Here is a 24,991-nt window from a genome sequence, read left to right as displayed (position 1 = left end):
AAAGTGTGCTCGCACCCTGATGGAAAAGGTTGATTAATTTCCATACTCAACAATGGTGTTTGTCGCGCTCAATTCACTCACAGCTGCTTGATGTCCGCTTTGAGCAGCTGCTTTGAGCCATTTAGTAGCCTCAGGAGTAAGTTTATTGCTATTTTGCTTTTTAAGTAACATGGCCAGTTGATACATACCTTCAGGTAACCTAATATCCGCGGCCAACTGTAGCCACTTTGCCGCTTCTCTTTGAGATGCAAGGCTAGAGCTGTGGCTTGCATAGTACTCACCAAGCAGCACGTAGCTCTGTGAATAGTTCTGCTCAGCCGCTTTTAACAACCATTCCAGTCCGATTGACTTTAGACCAAGCTGCAAGCTCAATGCGCCAAGGTTATACATGGCATCTGCCAAACCCAGTTCTGCTGAGCGTTTAAAGTAGCCCAATGCTCGATCTGTATCCACTTTAACTCTTAAACCGTCTCGGTAGATAACCCCAAGATTATTTAAAGCAATATCGTTATTTTCTTGTGCGGCTTTTAGAAAATAGTGCCGCGCTTTACTCACGTCCTCGTCTACATTCACGCCATAGTAATAATGTTCACCAACAAATGACGCCACATTGTAATTTCTCGCTTCTGCCAGTTTTGAGATTGCCTGCACGGCACGTTGCTCGTCCTGAGTTGTGCCTTTGCCATACCAATGAAACTCAGCGACCTTATTTAAGGCATCAATTTGTCCGTTTTCTACTGCTTGAAGGTACCAATGTAAGGCAGTTTTATACTCCTGCTGAATCAGCCCGCCCGCTTCATATAATTGTGCAAGCTTTATAGACGCGTGCGCGTTCCCTCGTTCGCTCGCCTGTTGCAAAATCTGTAGGGCATGTTGATCGGTTTTCTCCTTGATTTTGCCAGCTAGTAATATTTCTGCTTGTGAGACGACGCACGACTCGCAACCTCTGTGTGCACCCTCTTCTAGAAGCATATGAGCGGCTTGTGGATCATCATCTATGTCTACTAGGCATTGGCTATATTTCGTTATTACCGCTTCGTAGTTGAGCCCATAGGCTTGTTTGTACAGCTCACAGGCACGTATTGAAGCATTAGGCGTTTTCTTATCCCAATAAACGTCCGCCAAATTGACCATAGCCAGCACATTGCCACCCTTAGCCGCTTGCTCGTATAGCTCAATCGCTTTGTTTGTGTCGTGATCAAATACAATGCCTTTCAAATAAAATGTTGCCAAGTTATTTTGGCCAAGCGCAGAACCCAGCTCAACGGATTTAACGTACATGGAAGCAGCCATATGGAGATCCTGAGAAACCATAACCCCCTCTTCATAAAGATACCCTAAGTTTGCATACGCTAAGCCTTCACCAAGCTGACCTGCCCGTAGGTAATGCTCTTTCGCTTTTGAGACATTAACTTCTTCCCCAAAGCCGCCATAATGAAAAATGACGCCAAGCTCACGGTATGCAAGTGCAACGCCTCTATTCGCGAGGGAAACAAGTAAAGTTACAATCGGCAAGTCTTGCTCCTGCCTAATTCTCATGTAATTTGTTAGTTTTTCTGCGCAGCCCCCATCACCCAGTTTTGCACCTTCAAAGTAATATGACTTAGCTTTTGACCAATCCTCAGCCAACACTAAATCTGCTGCTTGACAAAAGGCTGGGGCGTACCCTAAATTGGCAGACTGTAAATAATACTCTATGGCTTGCTCATTGCTTTGCTTTTTACCCTCACCGTAAAGGTATGCATTTCCTAGGTTAAATGCAGAAAAGCGATTACCTCGTTGTGTGGCTTGCTCAAACAGCTCTAGTGCCATTTCTCGACTTTTCTCTACCCCGTTTCCTTCATTGTATAAGCTCCCCAAATTATGCATTGACTGAGCATCTCCAAGTGATATGCCTTGCTCATAGTACTCAACTGCTTGCGCCAAGCTTTGCTCAACGCCTTCTCCCGCTTCATACAAACGGCCTAAGTTTCCAAAGCTCAGCTGACTTCCAAGCTCTGCTGCTCGCTCAAAGTACCTTCTAGCTTTGGCAAAGTCGGTATCCGTTCCCTCACCGTTATTGTGCATCATGCCAAGATTGTTCATGGCATCTGCAGAACCCGCCGATGCGGCTTTACCATACCAGTGATGGGCTAGTTTAAAATCGTTGGTAATTTTGTGATACAAGTACCCCAACTCGAATGCACAAGCTTTGTACCCTCTGATATAACTTACTTTAAAGTATTCTGCTGCTTTAACTACATTTTTCAGCTTACCGGCATTTTGATAAACTCGCCCCAAGCCACAAAACGCTTTAGCCTCACCGTAATAGGCAGCATTCACCAGTAGTTTTTTGGCAGTTTCATACCCTTTATCAGTTCTCCAGTGATTGAGGAAGATATAACCAAGTTCAGTGGCGGCACTTGGCTGGCCTAAATCAACCGCTTTAGCATAGAGCTCCATTGCTTTTTTGAGATCAATTTCAATACCCTCACCACCATATTGATACCATTTGGCCAGATACAAAATTGCAGGTATATGGTCGTTATCGACCGCTTTTTGGGCCCATTCGAGTGCAGAACCATCAACATACTCCGCACCATGTCCAGAAGCTAACTTTTTAGAAATTTCCAGTTGCGCAGGAGCGTAATGATATTCAGCTAATTCATTCAATAGCGCAAATTCTTGAGAGTAGTTTTTGAGGCGGTACTCTTCTTTTGACAATAGCAGGTAGCTTTGGGCAACTAGAGCGTCACCAGAAATATCATCACCTTGCACAAACATCAAATCGGGTTCAGCATACTTAGATACGGATTTACAGCCTGAAAAAAGAACAACAATTAAAGCTAACGCTAGGAATTTCATATAAAAATCTAATCAGTGCGCAAAAACTAAAGACTGCCAGCATTAAGATAGCCTTGCAAGTCACCCAGTTGAATTTTAGTCAAGACCTTCGGAATTGGCAGGCCTTTTTACAACTTGATGGTAGGTTTGCAGGATTGAACAATTTGATTACAATGGATTTAGTGTTCAACTTCTGGACAAATAAATGGACTTTTCAATAAAAATAAGCGCTAAACGGCCGTACAAAGAGAACGACAGCTTATTCGTAAGCATCGAAAGCGACAGAGGACGCATCATAAATTGTGCTGCCCTTAGGAGATTACAACAAAAGACTCAAGTATTTCCGCTTGAGCGAAATGCAGCGGTTCGCTCGAGGCTCACCCACTCTTTAGAAGTGCAGCAAAACGGCCGATTTATAGCTCAGTCCATAATTAAAGAGCTAAGGCAGACTGATGGCCAAACACCATTACTAGACTCAGAGCAAGCCGATGCACTGGTAAGTTTAGTAGAAATGGCTTGTATTATGCACGACATTGGCAATCCAGCTTTTGGACACTTTGGTGAAGCTGCCATTAATGATTGGTTTAGCAATTACTTTTCAACCCATCCGGTATTTGCTTCAACTTACTCACAAAGCCGAAGATGCGACTCTGACGAAAAAAGCTTTATACGGTGTTTAATTGCAGACCTGTGTCATTTTGAGGGTAATGCCCAAGCGATACGTATTGTGAAAACGCTGTCCAACCTGAACTTAACATACTGCCAAACAGCTGCAATTTTAAAATACACTCGCTGTGGTGTAGAAGAAAAACCATTGCAAAACAATGATAAAAGCTATCTTAAAAAGAAAGTGGGTTACTATTATAGCGAGCAAAGCTTTGTTAAAGAGCTTTGCGATAAACTTAATATAACTCTGGGAAATCGCCACCCGATTTCCTATATCATGGAAGCCGCTGATGATATTGCTTATTGCCTCGCAGATATCGAAGACGCAGTAGAAAAAGGGCTACTTAGCGTAGAAGCAGTCACCAGATTGCTTACTGATGAATACGCCAAACAACTAAATGACCTTCAAGTTAATCAACACTCTGACTTTATCGAAACAGCTTGTTGTAATGCCTTCAAACGTGCGCATGCGAACCCTGATAACTTTGCGATTGAGTTTTTTATCTACTTACGTGTCGAACTCATACACCCTCTCGTAAAGCATGCTACACAACGATTTATCGATAATATAGAGTCGATATACCATGGTAGTTTTAATGCCGCACTGTTAGAAGATAATAGCTATCAACACGCGGTAACCAAGGCATTGAAGCAAGTGGCGATCAAGCACGTTTTTTGCCACAAAGAAGTCGAAGAGTTGGAGTTACAAGGTTATAAAATTACCTCTGGCATTTTAAATGAATATCAAAGGCTGCTGGACTTAAAAGAAGAACAGTTTAGACACCTATTGCAAAATGGCCGTCATTATCCAATCGAAGTTCGGCTGTTAAAGCGGATCTCTGGCCAAATTATAGGAGCGTATGATAAGGCCATAAAACAGCTTACCAATGAACAACGCTCGCAACCTATTTACGAGTTCTATTATCGCTGTCGTCTCATACAAGATTTTATTAGTGGGATGACAGATCAGCTCGCATACGATACTTATAGAACGTTGTTGGTCATTGATTAAAGTCTTTAGAATCAAATACGACCCAATAATATAAAAGCTAAAACGGCCGCATAAAAGAGTTAATCAATAACAAATTAATGTTATAATTTACAATAGGTTATAGTAATTACTGTATCTCATTTACACTTTGTTGTTATTATAGTTACAGCAAGTTACTGCCTCAGTATATCCGAGAAAAGAACGGCTATACTGTTGTGTTTGGAGAGCGACTCTAAAAAGTAAAAATGTTTAATAAGGAAAATTATGATAAAACATACAGCAATAGCTTGCGTACTACTCGCAACGCTTAGTGCTTGCACACAAAAAAATCAATCAGCAAACCAGTCGGGCTACACTCAGCCAGCAGCAAACTTTAATACTTACTCAGCAGAAACTTTTTATGACACTACCAGTATTTCTGGCAGCGCATTCAGCCCTAACGGAAAAAGAATTCTAGTAAGTTCTGATGAGTCTGGTATTTTTAACCTTTATGAGGTCGACGTAAAAACCGGTGATAAAGTGCAATTGACAGATGCGCCGGACTCCACATATCCACTTAGATATTTTCCTAACGATAACCGTATTTTGTTCACGCGAGACAAAGGCGGCAACGAGTTAATGCATGTCTTTGTACGTCATGAAAACTCAGAGGTACAAGATTTAACACCGGGTGACAATGTAAGAGCTAGATTTATCGGCTTTTCTAAAGACGACAGTGCTTTTTACGTGCTGAGCAACCAGCGTGATCAGCGCTTTATGGACCTTTATCGCTTTGATGCGAAAACATATGCCAGTGAGCTAATCTACAAAAATGATAAAAATCTAAACGTTCAGCGTGTCAGTGAAACAGATCGTTATATTGTACTCATCAACGCGCAAGGTAACAAAGACAGCGACTTATTTTTGCTAGACCTTAACGACCCGAAAGCTCAACCTGTTGAGATTTCAAACGTGTCTCACGAAGCTAACTTCTCAGCCTCAGCATTTTCTAAAGATGATAAATATCTATACTATGGAACCGATGCTCACGGCGAGTTTTACCAAAATTGGCGTTATGAGATTGCAACAGGTCAGCACACACCTTACATTGCGAAAGACTGGGATATTAGGTTTTTATATTTCTCAGATTCAAATAGATACCGCGTAATCGGTGTGAACGAAGACTCTAGTATCAAAGTGACAATCACGGACTTGAAAACCAATAAAGATATTAGGCTCCCAAAATTACCAGCTGGCAGTATCAAACGCGTCAATTTCTCTGACGACGAAAAGCAAATGTCTTTTTATCTGAATTCAGATACTTCTCCTAATAACCTCTATGTGTGGCAAGTCGGCTCTGACTCAGTTAAACAGTTAACCTCAACTTTGAGTGACAAAATCAATCCAGATCATTTAGTTGAAAGTAGCATTGCTCGATTTAAAAGCTTTGATGGTCTAGAAGTACCAGGAGTGCTGTACAAACCCAAACTAGCAAGCCAGTCCAACAGAGTACCTGCGATGATTTATGTCCATGGTGGCCCTGGCGGCCAAAGCATGACTGGCTATAGTGCACGCGTTCAGCATTTGGTGAATCAAGGCTATGCGATTTTTGCAGTTAACAACCGCGGTAGTTCAGGTTATGGTAAAACATTTTTTCATTTGGACGACAAAAAACACGGCGAAGACGACTTGCAGGATATTGTTTGGAGTAAAAAATACCTTCAAGAGCTAGACTGGGTAGACCCAGCACGCATCGGTATTATGGGAGGAAGTTACGGCGGGTATATGACTGCCGCAGCGCTGGCTTTTGAACCTGACGAGTTTAAAGTTGGTATCAACGTATTTGGTGTCACTAACTGGGTAAGAACTCTAGAATCTATTCCACCTTGGTGGGAAGCTTACAAAAAGGCGCTGTATGAAGAGCTTGGCGACCCTGCTGTGGATGGAGAGCGTTTACGACGAATTTCACCACTTTTCCACGCAAAAAACATAACTAAGCCACTCATGGTTGTTCAAGGCGCTAATGATCCTAGAGTGCTTCAAGTTGAAAGTGACGAACTAGTAGAAGCAGTACGCTCAAACAATGTGCCTGTTGAGTATGTTTTGTTTGAAGATGAAGGGCACGGGTTTTCGAAAAAGGAAAACCGTATCGAAGCATCACAAGCGTATTTAGATTTCCTCAAAAAGCACCTATAACTAGGTACTATTAGATAAACATTATTCAGCACAGTTCAGCAGCTTTATTGCGGATCTGTGCTTTTTAATTCTGCCATAATCCAATCTCGAAAAGCCTTAATTTTTGGCCACTCAAAATGTCGCTCCGGGGCAACCAAGTAATACCTGTACTCGCACTTCCAGGCAAACTCAGGGTGAATTTCTAACTGACCTAATGCCAGAGATTGTGCTACTAAGCGTCTGCGTACAAGTGAAAATCCCTGCCCAGCAACGGTTGCCTGTAGGACAAGGGCTGCATTATCAATCTTAAGATTGCTTGATGCATGGCCACTAAGCCCCAACTGGTCGCAAAGCTCAAACCAAGCTAATTCGTTATCTCGCCCTTCATCATAAATAAAATTGTGCTTGGATAGTTGAGCACGAAGGGGGTTTTCTGGGTCAATTAACCCCGGCTGATAAGCAATTACAAGCTCATCATTAGCAATCAATTCGCTTTTTAAACCGCTGTATTCCCCCAAGCCAAACCGGATCCCTATATCGATGTTATCTTCATCAAAATCCGCTAACTGCTCTGTTGGGTCAATACGTAGCTGATAGTCTGGTAAAGAATCATTAAAGCTCGCGAGCTTAGGAAGCAACCAACAAGAGGCAAAAGACGGCAAAACAGAGAGGTTTATTGTGCTTGGGTTTGGGTCAGCTTTTAGCGTCGACAGGCCCATTTCGACTTGTCCGAATGCTTTGTGCAAATATGGAAGTAAACACTGCCCTTGCTGAGTCAATACTACCTTTCTCGTTTGCCTTTCAAACAGCGTACACCCAAGTTGTTGCTCTAATATTCTGATCTGCTGACTCACAGCCGCTTGAGTAACAAATAACGCTTCGGCGGCTTGTTTAAAGCTGCCTAACTGTGCAGCTGCATTAAAATACCAAAGCCCTTTTAATGGAGGAGGTTTCATGACACTTATACTTAATTAAAACTTAACTATAAGTCAGATTTTCTCGTTTGTCAGTTTTGTACAAGCACACAATACTTAGCGGTGAATACAGACACATAAGGACTATTTATCATGAAATATGCAATTATTATGGCACTTTCGTTTGTTGCATTTAATTCTATGGCTGAGCAGGTACAAACAGAAAGAGTTTTTACCAGCGCAGGTTACCCCTATAAAAACTTAATTATAAAAGCTGAGCGAGTCGAGCTAATTTATTCAGAAGATAAGGATAAAACAAGCTGCCGAGTTAAGGTTTACAAATCGGGAAATCTTCATGAAAGCGAGCCTATGGAAGTATCCCAAAAAGCATTTTCAAGCGATCCTGTCCAAAGCTGTTTAGCGAGACAAAATGCTAAACAGATTTTAAGCCTACTGTGAATTATATTACTCTGTAATTTCGGCTATGTATCAACCAAAAGCTTTTACTTCATCTTTTACAAAAGCTTTTGGTGAGATACTACAACCGCTGGGGCTTGGTCTGACTGTTTAAGAACATGGCGTATGCGCTTTGCATGTTTGGGTAACTACCATTTAAAACACGCTTTACATTGGCGTAATCCAATGAGCTACACGGCTCTTTTTGCTCTTGTAGCATCAATGCTTTGAGGCTCTGTTTACCGGATTTTGAAGACATTAAAAAGTGCACAAACGCCCAGCTGCTTCTATACATGGTGACAGGATCTGAAGATTTCCATGTGTCCTCAGCGCCGATAAGCTGGCTTGGCCTGAGCACGTGACCTGTGATGTAGCCGCTGCGGGTAATGTGATTATTCGGTTTAACTTCACCTACCTGCATCGACACCTCTACAGTTTCAAAGTATTCAGCAAGTCCTTCATTCAACCAGCGTGGTGAGAAGCCAATAACCGCTTGATTGATTGCATGTATAGCCTCATGGATTGCAGTCTGCATTGTGGCTTCATATGAGGTTTGCTCAACAAAAGCTATATTCTTAATCCCAAAATACACGCCGGCAGTGCCAGTTGGGTCACCACCATATGCTTTTACTGCCCGCTCATAGAGTCTGCGAGAGGGAAGTACCTGAACCCTGAGCGTGACTTTTCGCATAGCCTTAAGGCCAACAATGCTGGTGTAGCCTCTAAAAATAGCGTTCAATCTAGAACTCAGGGTATTTTTAAACTGGTTTGATATGGTCTGGCCGCTTATTTCAAGATCAAAATAGTCCAATACTCGACTACTGCGAGGCTGATACGTTTTAGCGCCACGAGCTGGCTTTTGGTCTGAGTAATTTGTAACGCCATTACTATCAACCCATATGTAAATACCATGCTCAACTCGGTATTTTACGCTCTCACCACCGTGGGGCTGACATCGGCCAAAACGCCTGAGTGTATGCTGATGGTCAACACCTGCTTGATGCTTGGAATGGTGAGCTTGCCTTTTCGGCTTCCTAGCCTGTACTTTAGTGTAAGACGACTCAACGCGACTCTGTTGCTCTGATAACGTGTCCGTCTCTTGTGACAAATAAGGCTTCACCTCATCTACCCAAAACTGCCGTCCATCAAAAAAGAGATATAACAATGCTGAAAATACAACCAAACACGCCTTAAAAACAGGCCCCGTCCATGCGTTCCCACTGTTTTCCATTCCTTTACTTTTACTCCTTTATTTAATTTTGTGTATTCCCTAACACGCCGAGTTTAGTCTTAAGTTTACTTTGTCCTACCAGCGCGTCACATTTGCAGTCATGTACTTTATCACTGAGCACGCCCTTAAAACACGACTTAGCGCAACACTTCTCCAATATGTTTTTTATGCCAAATGGTGCAAGCCATTAGAGTAAGTAGCCCGCTTGTATAGGTGACATACAACGGCAGTGAGGTTGCAGCATCTTCTGCATACATAAATATGCTCGACAACACCCACGCCGTAATTGCACCTATAATCAACCAAATAGCGGCAGAAAGTAGTTTAAATCGAGGCGCGCTAACATAAGCCGAAAAAACCACACATGCTGCCGCCACTGCACCAATTATGGGCTTTTTCCAAAGGCCAAGTGTCTCGGCAAATAGCCCCGCAGCGGTCGCAGAAACCACAAACACAAATACCACAATCAAAATTGAAATTAAAAAGCCAAGTGCCTGATTCATATAAATTCCCATGATAAAATACTGATTTTATTCATTTAAATTCGACACTCGCCCAATCAAAAGCGGATAGCCTTTAGTTAATATAGTCAATAACTGCTACTGACCTGAAATTAAGATGTTTTTCTTGATGTTCCCGCGACTCCATTACCACCGACAAATACGGTGCTAACCGCATTTTTTCATCAGAAGACAAGGCGAATTCAAGCTTGAACTTACGTTTACTGCCCAACGGCACAGTAAAGTAATCGGAGGTTCTAAAAACATACCGTTTCTCACCAATATAAAATGCGTTGACGCTGGCGTGGCTGTCTTTGTGATCAATTGCGTAGCTGTCTGAGTCAATTCTAAATTCATTGTCTTTTGGCAGCAGGTTAATTGCATAAAATGAGCAGGTAAGATTTTTACCGCGCTTTTCACACGCCTCTTGTTTTACTTCAAACCCCGCATAATTTTGAAGTGTTCTCACGGGGCCATCGTATTCATCATTGAGCATAGACAGCGACAGCCAAGGATCTTTTAGAAACATCCCTGCACTAAAAAACGCCATGCAGACACTGGCTGTGAAGATTGATTTAAACACCCGCTTGAAAGTGTTTTCTGCTGATTTTTCATAACGGTAATATAAATAACCCACCAGAGTTGTGCTAAGTAAAACGATAGGCAAAAACCTGATCACACTACTACCAGAATAAAGCACATACGCTTTGAGTGTTTCGACAATATCTGTCGCATACGCGCCAATAATGATACTGATTGTAAAAACGCTCAGTGCTATAAGCTTTTTAAATGAAAATAAGGCCGCTTTTTTAATTTGACTATGTTGTTGCGGTGCTGACTCTTCCATAGGTTTCCTTCCTAAGTGTAACGCCCGATTTTAAACCTGCTAAGTTGAATTGGGATAGTAAATTTACATTTCAATTACATTTAGTGCAAGTGGGTTGGTGGATTTATACCAAAGCCGTTCTTTAAATAATGGTAAAAATCTGCGGATAAGAACCTGGTTCAAAATAACAAAAAGCGCTAAGATACATTGGCTTTCATAGACTTAAAAATAAAAACAACAGGACTTGGCCATGCGGCAAATTGGCATTTATGAGCAACTTATTACCCAAGTTGTTGAGCAGAACCTAAATCGAGATCAGTTTTACATTGGTGAACGCCAACTTGAAGCAGCTGAAGCTTCAATTTGGCTCTCACGATTTTTGTCCAAACTCATTTCTCATGCTATCGATGCCATACCAAGCTCAGACGATAACCGCATCGCCAAGCAAATAGAACTAGCCAACAAACTGGTATTTTGGTTAAAAGATCACATCAAAGACGAGCAATTAATCAGTGAAAACCTCATTGATTCACAAGGCCGTATCCTCACCGCGCTGTTTGACAAGCAAAACCCAATTTCTAGCGACCTACCAAGCTATAGCAAAGACATATTCCCACAAACTGGATTGAGCCAAAGTGAGCTATTCTCTGGGGCTAATGCAGGCATTTCGCTTGAGAGCGAAATAAAAAGAGAGATCTTATCCAGCGACACCATTTACTGGTTGGTGTCATTTATACGCTGGACAGGTCTGCGTATTTTCAAAGAAGAACTAAAACGCTACGTTGAATGTGGTAAAAAGCTAAAAGTAATCACCACTTCTTACATGGGCGCGACTGAGCAGCGAGCCATCGACTTTTTAGCCAGCTTGCCAAACACCCAAGTAAAAATCAGCTACAACAATGATAGCCAACGCCTACATGCCAAATCCTATTTGTTTTTGCGAGATAACGGTTTTCACACCGGCTATATTGGCTCGTCAAACTTATCAAAAGCGGCATTGTCTAACGGCTTAGAGTGGAACTTAAAAGTCACTAATCAAGAGATCCCACACATTATTCAAAAAGCGTTGAGCACTTTTAAAACCTATTGGGAGTCTGACGAATTTGAACGCTACACAGGTAAAGCGCCTTGCCAAAACAAATTAACGCAGGCGCTCAATGTCGCAAAGAATCATCAAGCTGATACCTCACACTTTTATTTAGATATTCAGCCAAAACCGCATCAAAAAGCCATGCTTGAAAAGCTCAGTGCTGAGCGAAGCGTGCACGGTCGATATAGAAACCTAGTAGTTGCAGCCACGGGCACTGGTAAAACCTTGATCTCCGCGTTCGACTTTGCGCGATTTTTAAAGCAAAACCCACAAGCCAAATTACTCTTTGTGGCCCATCGAGAAGAGATACTGAAACAAGCACGATCAGCATATCGCGCTATACTCAAAAACAACCAATTTGGTGAGCTATGGGTCGGACAACACAAACCAAGCAGCTTTAATCACCTATTTGCGTCAATCCAAACACTCAATAATCAATTAGAAACACTTAACCTCACAGACAACTATTATGATTACATTGTCATTGACGAAGTGCACCATATTGCAGCAAATAGCTACCGAGGCGTGATAAATTACTTTACCCCCAGCATTTTACTCGGCTTGACTGCAACACCCGAGAGACAAGACGGCGGCAACATTCTGAGCGATTTTGATAATGTCATCGCCGCTGAACTGCGATTACCTGAAGCCATTAATAATCGCTACTTGATCCCATTTCAATACTTTGCCATAGATGATGACACCGACCTCAGCCGTGTTTCTTGGCAACGCGGCCGCTACGATATTGGTTCGCTCACTCAGGTATTTACGCAAAACGATCATCGCGCCTTAAAAATCATGCAAAGTCTTGCGGACATTGTAGCGAATGTGCATACCATTAAAGCGCTAGCATTTTGTGTTAGTAAGCAACATGCCATATTTATGGCCGAGCAATTTAACTTAAAAGGCATTAGCAGTGATGTACTAATTAGTGACAATGCCAGTGGCAGGCACAATAAACAGCAAGCCCTCAGACAAGGTGATATTCAAATATTGTGTGTGGTAGATATTTTTAACGAAGGCGTGGATATTCCAGAGGTCGACACCCTACTATTTTTACGCCCAACCGAAAGCTTAACTTTGTTTTTGCAACAGCTGGGCCGTGGCCTACGCCTAACCCAAGACAAAGAGTGTTGCACCGTCTTAGACTTTGTGGGTAATGCGCGGCCAGAGTATGACTTTGCCAGCAAGTTTAGAGCCCTTGTTGGTAAAACAAATAGTTCAATCAGCCAAGAGATCGAAAGCGGGTTTGCGCATCTGCCTTTAGGTTGTCGTATTGAACTGCAAAAGCAAAGTAGAGACATCATTCTTAAAAATATTAAAGGTGCTATAAACAACAAGCGTCGATTACACGCGCTGCTCAACCGCTATCATCAAGACACAAATTTACCTCTCACCCTCGCTCACTTTTTACAGGTTAACCCAAGTGTGACTTTAGAAGATGTATATAAACTCTCTCAAGGTAAATTAGGTGGATGGCATTGGCTCACCAATCAAAGTGACTCAATGACGGAGCTTGAGCAAGCTCAAATACAAGCCTACTACCGCGCTATCAATACCCAATTAATTACATGCAACTCACTCAGCTACTTGCAGTTTTTACAGTCTTTATGTAAGCATAACTTTGATTTTACTCAGCTTAAAAACATCCCTAATACCGCTGCATTTGCTTTGATGACGCACTACAACTTTTGGGAAAAATCAGGTAAGCAAACAGGACACCAAGACATTAACACCAGCTTAAAAGCGCTTGCCAATAAGCAACTACAAGCTGAGCTCAACGACGTGCTCAACATTTTAATAAACCGTATTTATCACCAAGAGCAATCACTGTCGGGCTTGCCAAATACAGCCTTACAGCTACATAGCCGATATTCTCGTGAGCAAATACTCGCAGCGATTGGCGCAAGCACCTTTGAGAAAAAGTCACCAGCACGTGAAGGCGTGTTAGAGCTTAAAAGCCACAATATCGAGCTGTTATTTGTAACCCTCACAAAATGTGAGAAAACCTACTCCCCAACCACACTATACAAAGACTTTGCCATCAGCCCGACTCGCTTCAATTGGCAGTCACAAAACAGCGCAAGGCCGGAGCGAGGTAAAGGTTTAAGCTATATTACCCACCAAAAAGCTGGCAAGCGCATTTACTTATTTGTACGAGAGCAAAACAAAGACGAGAACGGCCGCACCATGGGCTTCGTCAATTTCGGTGAGGTGCAATATGTGACGCATACAGGCAGTCAGCCAATGGACATTACGTGGGACTTACTTCACCCCATGCCAAGTGAGCTATGGCATGAGGCTGGGAAGTTGGCGGTTGGGTGATTGTCTTAATATCGAAAATTTTCTAGAATACAAAGGCCTCATTCATCACTCTTAATTCAAAGTATTACTCTTGAATTATTTTGTCTGCGAAAATTTTCTTATTCCCTTTGAGTGATTGGAAGCTTACTTTATCTCCGTCTGACGGAGTATATTGATCATCTTCTATATTCTGTCGATTGAACGGGAAATCATCACCACCATTTGGACATATAATATAACCATAGGAGAGTTTATGATGCCAGAACTTTACAGTTGACCGCAATCTATCACCACTTAAGCTTTTGTGTTTATCCGAAAATATTTTAATAGCGCTGTCACAAAGAGAATTAATATCTGTATCCAAACGATTGTTTAGATTAGTAAAATACTCCTGCTCATAAAATTCATTTTGATTTGATTTGATTGGAACTCTAGGTTCATTATTAGATGTTCGATCTAATAGAATAGCTTTTGAGCCAGATTTTCGTTTTAAAGCTCTCCCACTTCCCATTGACATGGAAAATAAATCAACATACCTTCTTGGCCCAACACCAAAGAAAGGTTCAAAGATAAGCTTATCTTTTCCAGCTAATGTAGTTTTATTATTTATCAATGTTCCCTCTTCAAAAGCCTGATAGACCTTGTCCCTTAAGCTTTGTATGTAGGAAGAATCAGAATCATCACCAGATGCACTAATATCAAAATCAATATTTAAACTCTCAGGATCAAAAATTGCGTCTGTATGAGAATCAACGGCTCGGCTTTTCGGATAAGGCTCTATGTAATAAACCTTTTTAATACCGGCAGCCACTAAGTGTTTAGCACAATTGTGACAAGGGTAAGTAGTACAGAACATGTGCATTCCCTTCACTAAAGTACCATTTCTAGCAGCACTCATTAATGCTGACATTTCAGCATGAACAACTCGCCCATACTCAGTTATGTCCTTTAGTGGCGAAGATAAAAGAGTTTCTTCAACTTGGCTCTTTTTATCACTTATGATTAAGCCTTTTTCATGCAACAACGCCACGAGCTCCTTGGCCATACTTTCCCTGACTGTTACATTTGTATCATGCCCAAGAGCGTAGTCTCTTTGATCTTCCTTAGACTTGAAGAGCTTCTCGTTATCCTCTGTATGAGCTACGTATGACCCATCCGCCCAATATTGGCCACCGCCAGACTTGGGAACCTCATTTGCTCCCATAGCAACTACATCATTGATATCGTTGACTATAGTACTTCCAACTTGACGAGATAAATCTCCAGAACGTAATGCGCTCGTATAAGCTAAAAACATACTATGCTCTTGTTTAAGCGGTGTAATATTAGGAGCTCCAAATATTAAATCAACAAACCTTTCTATTGTTTTCTTAATACTATCCGACTGAGTTTGACCACCTCTATCTTTTTCCAATTCGGAACTATTGAGATTAATAAAAAAATCAGATTGCAAATATGCTCCTCTAACATGATTATAATAGTCAAATTCATCTATATTACTTCTAACTTCTGTCAAATAGTCATCAACAATATCAGTAACCGATTTACTTAATGCTTCTGGAGCTTTCAATTTAGGCTCTTCAGAAAGTATTTGTTCCTTTTTATCACAAATACGACCTTGTAAGGAGTTGGTAACGCCTATAGTGAACAAAGAATCACCATATACCTGTTTAAGTGCTTTTAGTTCATCGGGGTGAGTTACATGATCAATTATATAAAATATATTTTTATCGCTTGTAGCTCTTGCTAACTGAATTTTTTTTATAAACAACCAACTTAAAAGCTGATGAATGTCATTGGAAACGGGCTTAACAGCTGTTTTATTTTCAACCTGTTCATGAAGCTCTTTCCTTAATTTTTGCAATCGCTCACTTTGAACATCAATATCGTTCCTATTTACATCTGTATGTAGCAAATTATCAGAAGAAGTTAGATCTATCAGGCTAATTTTTTTAACATCGTATTCGTATTCTTGAGCAGCATTTGATAACTGCTCTGATATCACATCTATGTTAATCCCCCTTGGCGCAACCAAAGCAATAAATATTTCATACTTATTCATATCTAATTTCCTTGTCAACTATAGCTTTATCAGTTAATAACGATATGCATTCCATACAAGAAGCTATGAGCAAATTTATACCTCATTGAATAGAAACTCATTCATTACAACTGTCTCAACCGCGCAAACGTCACAAACTCATCACTGGCTTCCATTACTGCATACTCTGGGTTTCTTGCCACAAGTAGGTAAGTTACTTCACCTTGCGCATTTATCTGTTTTTGTACATCGCGTAATAAAAATTGCTCATCGCCTGCGCTATCAAAGCGCTCTATGGCGATGGTGGTATTGGTGATCGAGCCTGCGTTATCGGGTGTGATGCGCTCAAGTAGGAGTAGATCACCGTCTAAAATCGGGTGCTTGCCACCGTTCATGGAATTGCCGCTGGCGTGCGCCAAAAAGTGTTTTTGAGGGTCGACTTTGCCGCAGCTGTCAGGGGCTGGCATGGTTGTCATATCACTGGTGTCGCCCGTTTTAAAATGTCCGCACGCTATTTTTAAATTTGGGAAATAGGGCAGCTGAACAACATCGGGATGATTGACTTCATCCACTGAATTTTCGTGAGTTGAGATACTATCCTCTGAGGTTAACTCATCGCCTTTTGAGCCGTCGCTTTTATCCTCAACCTCTTGATGACTGGCGTTGTTAGCTTGCTGCTGTTCAAGCGCATCTAACTTGTCACTTTTTCCTTTGAGGTATTTTGCTAGTCGATATTGGTTTAGTTCAAGTATGCAATCGTAAAGCTGTGCCACATCATGCTCATCAAACTGAATATTGAGCTTAAACAATGCGTCTTCAATGGCGGTATTAGTTGGTTGCTCAATCACAAACCAATGATGGTCTTTGCGCTTGTGCTCTGGTTTAGCAATGTCGGTAAAAGCATTTATCGGATTGATTAACCAATACTTAAACCAAGCTGCACTACCTTTAGTTTTACTTTGATCTTTTTCTGCAATGTCTAAAGCACGCAGCTGCGGGTAGTGCATTAGTACATCGTAACTTTTATCGGCCAATGCCTTTAAACTGGGGGGATTTGAACCCCCGTCCAATGCAACAAATGCTTCCAGCAAAATAGCTTTAAAGCATTTGGTCATGGGTGTTTGCTCAACGCCTTTATGTAAGAATGCTTGGAAAGGTGTAAGCCAATGTGAGGTGATGTTTTTGCTGAGTCCTGCGTTTGCTACCAGCTCAAACCAACTGCCCTGCTGTTTGGCTTTTTTAATATCGCCATATTCATGGAAAAACTCACTGGCACTGGGGCCATGACCGAGTAGCTCAGCAAGGTTTTGATAGTCTTCAAGTGCTGTGGTGCGCTGCGCTTTAGCAAGCTTTTGCCAAAAGTCGGTAATGGCCAAATCGTAATTAATAAAACAGCCATCCGGTAATGTGCTGTTCTGCTCGTTGTGCTTTAGTTTTGTCGCCAATTCTTTGGGAGAATGTGCGCCAAGCAAGGCATAGGGTTTGTTTAAAAAGCTGTGGTGATTACCAATAAAATCCATCACTACCAAATGGGTTTTATCCGTATGCTTTCTCAGCCCTCTGCCAAGCTGCTGCAAAAACAAAATTTTAGACTCACTAGGCCTGAGCATCATCACGGTATCAATGCTCGGGATATCAGTGCCTTCGTTGAATAAATCAACACTGAATATGACCTGTAGCTTCCCAGATTCCAACTGTGCGAGCGCTTCACAGCGTTTTACTTTTGAATCGCCGTGTACGGACGCTGCGCGGATCCCCGCCTGATTAAAGTACTCTGCCATATGATCGGCGTGCACTCTGGAAATACAAAACGCCAGCGTGCGAGTTTGTGCGAGCTTGTGATAGTGCTGTAGCGCATGTTTGGCTCTTTGCTCTGTGGCAAAATGGTTATCTAAGCTTTTTGGGTCAAACTTACCGTTTCGCCATGGTATGGCGGTGTAGTCGACGCTTTCATCCCAAATGCCATAATAATGAAATGGCGCAAGCGTTTTCGCATCTATGCCTTGCACCATGTTACGCTCATAAACGAGGTTATTGTCACACAAGCCCAAAATATTAGCTTGATCGGTGCGCTCTGGCGTAGCGGTTAAGCCCAGCAAAAACTGTGGGGTAAAATACGACAAGACATTGCGATACATTTTACTGCTCGCATGATGAAATTCATCAATGATGATGTAATCAAAATGCGCCGCCGAGAACTTAGCTAAATTAGTCACTTTACCTAGGGTTTGCACTGATGCAAACAAGCAGTCCGACTCGATGTTTTTACATTTTGCGTTGTAAAAATCAGCTTTACAACCAAGTAACTGAGTAAAGGTTTTAGCTGCTTGTGTGAGTATTTCATCACGGTGTGCAACAAACAGCACCTTTTTGGCTTTTAGCTGTTGTGCATCCAGTGCCGCGAGCCACGTTTTACCCATACCCGTAGCGAGGACCACAAGGCCGCGTTTATAGCCTTTTGCTCTGGTTTGGGTGAGCTTCTCTAGTGCCGCTTGCTGCTCTGGTCTTGGGATAATAGCTTCCGGCATCTCTTCATTGGTCTCAGCCCCAACAGCGCGGAAGTCAGGTTTTACTCTGCGCTTTTGATAATCATCTATCCATTGACTACTCAAGATGGTCACTTGAGGGCCATTAAATACCGCATAAAACGCCCGCTTAAACTCAAAAAAGGCATCATCGTTTGTATTGGATGACACTGGCAAATAGTCATGCCTAAAAGTCCATTCAAGCCCAGTTGTCAGTGCCATCTTACTGATATTGTTAGAACCAACAAACGCACAGCCCTCATATATTTGGCCGTCACCCCCCTTTGTTTTGGTGAAAATGTACGACTTCATATGAAAGCTATCTCGCGGTTTAGTCTCGAACACCCGCAGCTCTGCACCCAAACTTTGCAACGACATAAGTTCTTTAAGTGCCTGCGGACAGGTAAACCCTAAGTAATCAGAGGTGAGTAGTTTTAGGCTCGTGTCATTATTTAAAGCGGTATACAAGGCGTCAAACAGTAAGTTAAGCCCTGAGCGCTGAATAAAAGAGACGGAGATCTCTATTTCGTCGGCGTGCTCTATGGCGTGCAATAGCGCTGGTAATAGTGGATCTTCACCACCAGTGTACAGCTGTTTTTGGGTGTTCAGTTGCAGTGTTCTTCCTTGATTAAAACTATTCACTTAATTAATCCTTCCTAAGTAAACAGTTTAACCAGAGTTCATTTTGTCGGTCCGGCCGCCTATCTTCAGTGATCCACACATTTATGGCTTGAAGTGAGGATAGTCCGGAAAGCAGCTGTGCTAAGCCTTTTTCATCAAGGTCCGAAAAGTGCCGCTCACCGTGCATACGCTCACCTTGCCCATACTTGAATGAGGCGTACATAACCCCTTTGGGTTTTAGTGCTTGTTCAAGGTTTTGCATAACGCGTAGCAAATTACTATGTGCAACATGTAGTAAGCTGGCACACGCCCAAATTCCATCGTACTTTTCAACGTCATTGAATGATTCAAAGCGTGCGTGTTGCACAGGTTGGTCCAGCAAATTGGAGGCGATTTCAACAAGTTCAAGACAGGCGTCCATCGCGCTGATTTGAAAGCCTTGTTTTTTAAATGCCAATGCATCGCGCCCGCTGCCGCACCCAGCATCTAAAAGGTGTAGTTGCGAATTAGGCTTGATGGGTAATAATTGAAAAAACGGGGCGTATAAAGGTTGCATATCTACACTTAAGGTAGCATTTGCAAATTCTTGGGCATGTTGACTGTAATATTGAAAAGTAGACTCGGACATCGCTCACCTTAAAAAATAATACTCTGCGGTGGCGCGTATAGGCTGTCACTAACTTTGATAGGTCCTGCTATACACGATTTAAAAGTCCTTTAACCGCTTACTTCTACAGCTCGCTCAAATACGTAGCTTTGTATTGCGTATTTTTTAGAGCCTAGTAATTAAACACGATTCTCCCCGCTATTTGTAGTGTTTCAGCTCAATTTTTGAGTATTTTTTTTCTAAAAAACAAGAAAACTAAAAATACGAAATAGAAAAACCTTTTAAATTACGCTTCCACCCAATAAAAATTCAATTACAGAACATTCTAGGAAGTAGAAACAAAACGATAAAGCCTCCCTATTTTCGTAGTGAAAGGCTACCACATAACTGGTTTCGCTATCCCAAAAGCCAAAAAGCCCACATTTGGGCTTTGTGACATAACATCTAATTGCCAGATTAGATTAGTTGCTGCACGCTACTGAATCACCTTCCTTGTCGTAACATGACTGAGAGTAACCCAATTGAAACTTACAATAATAAGCCACTTTGTTTTCTACGCAGTTGGTGTAAGTACCATATGCGCCATAGCCGGACCTAAAAGTCACACCCCATTCATAATAAGAGTAAGGCGCTGTATTTTTATTTGACTGCCAACGTTTAAATACTGCGGGTGATACAATGTCGTAAAGCACCGAGGGCTTTTGGTTTTTGCCGTAATCTCTCCAGCCTTTTTTAAAACCAGTATGAGAACCGTCTAGCTCTACTGCGGCATTTGCGGCGTCGTAGTATGGATTATCAAAGTTCTTTTTCTTATCTACTTTGGATAGTAATCCTTGGTAGTCTTTTACCCATGTCGTGCTTTCGCAGCTATTAAGAAACGCCATACCCTTGTCTTCGCCTTTCCCACATGTGCCCTCTGGTGCACTGTCTCCTGTCCATATGTAGTCTCCATTCTTCCCACCATGTATTTTGGCATCAAAGTTAGTCGAAAGCGCAATTATAACGTCATTACCACCACCGCCTTCTTGGTTGGAGTTTTCCCCATTGGTGACAATAATGTCATCACCACCATTGCCCCATGCCTTGTGCCAACGCTGGTTATTGGGATTACCATCGCCGTTTTCGAACAGCGCATCATCCCCTTCCCCACCGTAAAGTCGGTCTTCGCGGCCACCGTTACCGGTTAAATAGTCATGCCCATCATCACCGTAAAGGGTGTCACTTCCGCCGCCACCACTGAGTACATCATGGCCATCGCCGCCATACAATTTATCTGCGCGGTCGTCATCATCATTACATGCTGACTGTTCATATATGTCCGCGCCATTGGCATTTTCGAGTGTACAACCACCGCCTATATAATCGTTGCCATTTCCACCATACAAGGTGTCAGAGCCCTGCCCCCCCATAATTAGGTCGCCACCATTTTCTCCGGTAATTATGTCGTTGTTATAGGAGCCAAAAAGCATATCGTGACCATTACCACCACTGATCCTATCATTACCGTAACCGCCATCAATTTCATCATTTCCTCGGTCTCCAATGATAAAATCATTGCCACTACTGCCAAATATCTTGTCGTTGTTATTCCCGCCTCTAATGTAGTCGTTTTTGCGGCCCGTGGTGATGTGGTCATTACCGTTGCCACCATATACCTTTTGTACAACAGCAATGTCTTTACCATTGTAGGTATCGTTACCGCTATTTAAAGACGCTTGTATTCCATCAATTTGGCTTAGGTAAAACTTGTCACAGCTGGAGCTACTCCCCACTTTTCGGGTTACTGTTAAATTGTCACCCGACAGGCTCAAAGTAAACTTTTCACTGCTGCTTGTGCCGTTAATTTTAAGGGTGTCGCCATCAATGTAAGCCGATGCACCATCGCTTAGGCCACCGCAGCCTGCAATTGCATAATTAGACAGCCCAAGTGCTAAAGCTACGCAGAGTGCACTTTTATTAAATGTCATTTTTATATCCTCAAAGTGATTGATAAAAGGCATTTTTACTCCGTCACATGCCCGCTCTTGAGGAGCCTAAAAAGCAAATAAGTAAGAAAAGTGAAGACAGATTTCGTACGAGATTATTGGCATCATCCGCATGTATTTTGGCGTCATAGACTGGTTTTCGGCCGCTTCTTGCAATGTTTTTTCTATTTTGATTTTGCGAAAAACAATTTCTATTTTGCAAATTGCGAATCAAATCCTCGTTTTGGCGCGTTTGCAAAACGCAAAAATAGTTCAACTTATATCTGTGTATTTAATTGAAGCTAATTATTAATACTTGTTTTTATAGGTAAATAAACCCCAAACTCGCAGAAAACTATGATTTGGAGTCATTCTTGCAGCGTAAATGAAAATTAATACAGACGCGTGGCTAACTATGGTGGAACAAGTAACAGACAAGACAGTTTCTCTACTCGAAAAAAAGCTTCAGAGGGCGCTTGCGGGAAAAGCGCTCGCGGAAAACTTATTGGAGTCGAAATCACGCAGTTTGTACAAATCTAACGACGAGCTGTCGAACGCAATCAAGTCGTTAAAAAGCCAGGAGGCACAATTGATACAACAGGAAAAAATGGCTTCACTCGGTCAGCTATCTGCGGGTATTGCCCATGAGCTAAACACGCCCGCAGGGTACGCGCGCTCTAACATAGAGACGCTAAAAATGTACTTAGTTACACTGTTAGCTTACCAAAAAGACCTAGAAAACATGGTCAGTGATGAACAGGACATGCTGGATTTGAAGTCCAGCTATGATGTGGCAATCATACAAGAAGATATACCTGCATTGATGAACGAATCCATTTGTGGATTAAACAAAATCGCCTCTATTGTCTCAGAGCTCAGAAACTACACCCATGTCGACAACGAAGAAATGGAGCTTGAAGATTTAAATTTGGTGCTAGATCAGGCAATAAATTTGGCCCACAGCAGCTTTAAACACCATGCTGTTTTAGACACCAACTTGAGTCAATTGCCAAAGTTACTGTGTAACCCAAATAGACTATGCCAAGTGTTTGTTAACTTACTGGTCAATGCAGGACAAGCAACAGACAAAAATGGGAAGATTATGATCACCAGCTCCTATGACGATAACTACATTCGCTGCACCGTCGAGGACAATGGCGCAGGCATTTCACAAGCTAACATGCGCAATATCTTCGACCCATTTTTTACCACTAAACCAGTTGGCAAAGGTACTGGGCTTGGGCTTTCTATTTCATACAAAATCATTGAGCAGCACAATGGTCACATCACGGTTGATAGCGAAGAAGGCAGCGGCACAACCTTTATCATTACCTTGCCAAGAACAACGGAGTAATTAGGATGAAAGGGCATATTTTTATGTTACTTGAAGATTTCATCTCTGAAGTAGCCGGTGATGAGGTTTTGTACGACGCTCTAGACGAGTGCTCATTTGATTCAAGCAAAGGGTTTGTGCGAACGGAAAACTACCCTGACGAACAACTTGTAGAGCTGGTAAATATTGTTGTGGGCAAAATGGGTATCTCACTAACACAGGCTCATTTCGGCTTTGGCGAGTGGTTATATCCTAAACTCTCTAATCTACTCCCTCCGCAGTTTACACAATATCCACACCCTGCTTATGTACTTAAGCAGTTGGATGATCTTCATCATATTGAGTTGAAAAAGCTCTACCCAGATGCACAGCCACCCGCTTTTCAGTATCATTCAACCACCCCCTACACTGCTCAGTTGATTTACACCTCGCCTAGAAGGCTCTTTGATTTAGTAAAAGGTGTTCTCGCAGGAATGAGCTGCTACTACGATGTAGACATTGAAGTAGAATTGCAAACAAATTGGCAAGGCAACAACAACTGCGCAAAATTTTTGCTAAAATACAGCAAAAGTTGTGACCTTTAGGGGGTTGTGGTCGCCTTTCTCCCTTTATATGTCTCTGATATAAAGATTTAATTGGGTAAGATACGAACAAAACACAACAAACCGTCGCATAGAGACTTATCATAAATCTAAAGTTCGCAGAGGTGATAACATTTATATCATAGTAACCCCGCTAAATCAGTTGGATCATATAGAGCGTTATAGGTATTAAACCAAGACTGTAAACTGCCCGCATTACCGTTGAAAACGAGCACCGTTGCATACGTGTAAAACATACAGCAGAATGAAAAAGAATATTTAACTCAAGTAAAACAGCTTTCTTCGCAGCAAGTAGTCTGTATCCATTGAAATAGTTAACCCCATCATTTTCGTATCTATATAGTTAAACAGTGTGTAAACAGTCAGTGTGAAACACCAAGAAATAAAATCATGATCGCGCTTACTTTTTAGTTTATACCCACGATGATAAAATACGCGAATACCCGTTTCTTTAACACTGAATACAAGATAGAAAAATGAGATGATTAAAACGACATCAACTGCGATGCAGGCCACATTTTAGTGTAAGTCAACCACTTACTACACTAATTATCTACCGCAATGTACTACTTATATTAAGATCTAGATCTCAAGGCTTATTTGTAAATAATTAACCAATATTAACTAAAAAAGGCTAACAACACACCATTAACCAAAACCAACTTAACTTTAAACCCAGTAAACACACATTTATGAATAGATCAGACGCGTATTTCGACACTTTCTATCAATTTGGGGACAATAACCAACAGTCTTCTAAAGCCGGTGCAACTCCTTTAATTTTTTCACCCCAGTCAACCGATTCAAGACACTCTATCTGGTAGGCTGGCCTGTAATAATTGCCAATTGTATTTTCATCAATTGAAAACGGTGGGCCAGGTACTAAGCTCTGATCATATCGATAGCCTAGCAATAACTGAGGGGCCGTTTGAGAAAGCTCCATAAGCTTGCTACTGTAGCTGCGTAGCATAGAAGCTGGCAAAGCAATAAACGCAGCTCTGTCATACACCGCATCAACATCATGAACATGTTCAGCGGTCAAGTTAAAATAATCGCCAACGTACACCGTCAAATTGATACTTTTATAAACCTTAAATTCATCAAGTTCTTCAACTAGAGGTTCAATATGTAATTCTTCAAAGAGCTCTTTAATTGCCCCTTCACTTAATTCAGCACCTGTTATTTTATACCCCTTACGCAACAGCCAAGCGATGTCTTTCGTTTTTCCACACAGTGGCACAAACACATGTGAACCAGCTCGTAGTTTTAATGCATCGACATGTTTTTCAAGCAGTTTATTAACTGTGCCTTCATGGAATGCGATGAATCGCCCCGGGTTTGCC

16 protein-coding genes are annotated in these 24,991 nt (G+C 41.8%); 6 read left to right on the top strand and 10 right to left on the bottom strand.

Translation table 11 applies throughout. The annotated features are described in order from the left end of the window. Positions 1–33 precede the first annotated feature (33 nt). Complete coding sequence (locus tag N482_RS20550) at positions 34–2,844, bottom strand: tetratricopeptide repeat protein (RefSeq protein WP_063378846.1); 2,811 nt, start codon at positions 2,842–2,844, stop codon at positions 34–36. A gap of 184 nt (positions 2,845–3,028) precedes the next feature. On the opposite strand from N482_RS20550, the gene dgt reads away from it, so the two are divergent. Both dgt and N482_RS20540 read left to right on the top strand, forming a co-directional pair. Beyond that, positions 3,029–4,501: a dGTPase gene (gene dgt / locus N482_RS20545; protein WP_063378845.1), complete on the top strand. Its 1,473-nt coding sequence runs from the start codon at positions 3,029–3,031 to the stop codon at positions 4,499–4,501. A 243-nt stretch (positions 4,502–4,744) separates the two neighbouring features. After that, positions 4,745–6,655, top strand: coding sequence for an alpha/beta hydrolase family protein (locus N482_RS20540; RefSeq protein WP_063378844.1), 1,911 nt, complete (start codon positions 4,745–4,747; stop codon positions 6,653–6,655). A gap of 44 nt (positions 6,656–6,699) precedes the next feature. On the opposite strand, the gene N482_RS20535 is transcribed toward N482_RS20540, so the two are convergent. After that, the gene (locus N482_RS20535) at positions 6,700–7,590 is read right to left on the bottom strand and encodes a LysR substrate-binding domain-containing protein (protein WP_063378843.1); all 891 of its coding nucleotides are present in this window, start codon (positions 7,588–7,590) and stop codon (positions 6,700–6,702) included. 111 nt (positions 7,591–7,701) lie between these two features. Here N482_RS20535 and N482_RS20530 point away from each other — a divergent pair, with 111 nt between their 5' ends. After that, a complete protein-coding gene (locus N482_RS20530) occupies positions 7,702–8,007 on the top strand; it encodes a hypothetical protein (protein ID WP_063378842.1) in 306 nt (101 codons plus the stop codon). 79 nt (positions 8,008–8,086) lie between these two features. On the opposite strand, the gene N482_RS20525 is transcribed toward N482_RS20530, so the two are convergent. From N482_RS20525 to N482_RS20515, 3 genes are all read right to left on the bottom strand, one after another. After that, a complete protein-coding gene (locus N482_RS20525) occupies positions 8,087–9,235 on the bottom strand; it encodes a DUF1570 domain-containing protein (RefSeq protein ID WP_063378841.1) in 1,149 nt (382 codons plus the stop codon). Positions 9,236–9,372: 137 nt separating this feature from the next. Continuing rightward, positions 9,373–9,738, bottom strand: a complete 366-nt coding sequence (locus N482_RS20520) for a hypothetical protein (protein ID WP_063378840.1) — start codon at positions 9,736–9,738, stop codon at positions 9,373–9,375. 73 nt (positions 9,739–9,811) lie between these two features. Further along, entirely contained in the window at positions 9,812–10,582 is a 771-nt protein-coding gene (locus N482_RS20515; protein ID WP_063378839.1) for a hypothetical protein, read from the bottom strand. 229 nt (positions 10,583–10,811) lie between these two features. On the opposite strand from N482_RS20515, the gene N482_RS20510 reads away from it, so the two are divergent. Beyond that, positions 10,812–13,976, top strand: a complete 3,165-nt coding sequence (locus tag N482_RS20510) for a DUF3427 domain-containing protein (protein ID WP_063378838.1) — start codon at positions 10,812–10,814, stop codon at positions 13,974–13,976. Between the two features lie 64 nt (positions 13,977–14,040). On the opposite strand, the gene N482_RS20505 is transcribed toward N482_RS20510, so the two are convergent. From N482_RS20505 to N482_RS20490, 4 genes are all read right to left on the bottom strand, one after another. Further along, a complete protein-coding gene (locus N482_RS20505; protein WP_063378837.1) occupies positions 14,041–16,017 on the bottom strand; it encodes a deaminase in 1,977 nt (658 codons plus the stop codon). 104 nt (positions 16,018–16,121) lie between these two features. Beyond that, the gene (locus N482_RS20500; protein ID WP_063378836.1) at positions 16,122–19,163 is read right to left on the bottom strand and encodes a DEAD/DEAH box helicase family protein; all 3,042 of its coding nucleotides are present in this window, start codon (positions 19,161–19,163) and stop codon (positions 16,122–16,124) included. A gap of 4 nt (positions 19,164–19,167) precedes the next feature. After that, positions 19,168–19,770 carry a class I SAM-dependent DNA methyltransferase gene (locus N482_RS20495; RefSeq protein ID WP_063378835.1) on the bottom strand — a complete coding sequence of 201 codons (603 nt, stop codon included), beginning with the start codon at positions 19,768–19,770 and terminating at the stop codon, positions 19,168–19,170. 440 nt (positions 19,771–20,210) lie between these two features. Next, positions 20,211–21,716, bottom strand: a complete 1,506-nt coding sequence (locus N482_RS20490; protein ID WP_063378847.1) for a calcium-binding protein — start codon at positions 21,714–21,716, stop codon at positions 20,211–20,213. 382 nt (positions 21,717–22,098) lie between these two features. Between N482_RS20490 and N482_RS20480 the strand changes: the two genes are divergently transcribed. Beyond that, positions 22,099–23,067 carry a sensor histidine kinase gene (locus N482_RS20480; protein ID WP_081228121.1) on the top strand — a complete coding sequence of 323 codons (969 nt, stop codon included), beginning with the start codon at positions 22,099–22,101 and terminating at the stop codon, positions 23,065–23,067. A 5-nt stretch (positions 23,068–23,072) separates the two neighbouring features. Further along, positions 23,073–23,630: a heme NO-binding domain-containing protein gene (locus N482_RS20475; protein ID WP_063378833.1), complete on the top strand. Its 558-nt coding sequence runs from the start codon at positions 23,073–23,075 to the stop codon at positions 23,628–23,630. A 745-nt stretch (positions 23,631–24,375) separates the two neighbouring features. Here the strand turns inward: N482_RS20475 and N482_RS20465 are convergent. Next, positions 24,376–24,991: hypothetical protein (locus N482_RS20465; protein WP_063378831.1), on the bottom strand; the 616-nt coding region annotated here is incomplete at its 5' end.

The sequence above is a fragment of the Pseudoalteromonas luteoviolacea NCIMB 1942 genome (assembly GCF_001625595.1).
Lineage (GTDB): Bacteria > Pseudomonadota > Gammaproteobacteria > Enterobacterales > Alteromonadaceae > Pseudoalteromonas > Pseudoalteromonas luteoviolacea_A.
The sequence above is the reverse complement of the archived record's forward strand: the minus strand, read 5'-3'. Positions and strand labels throughout refer to the sequence as shown.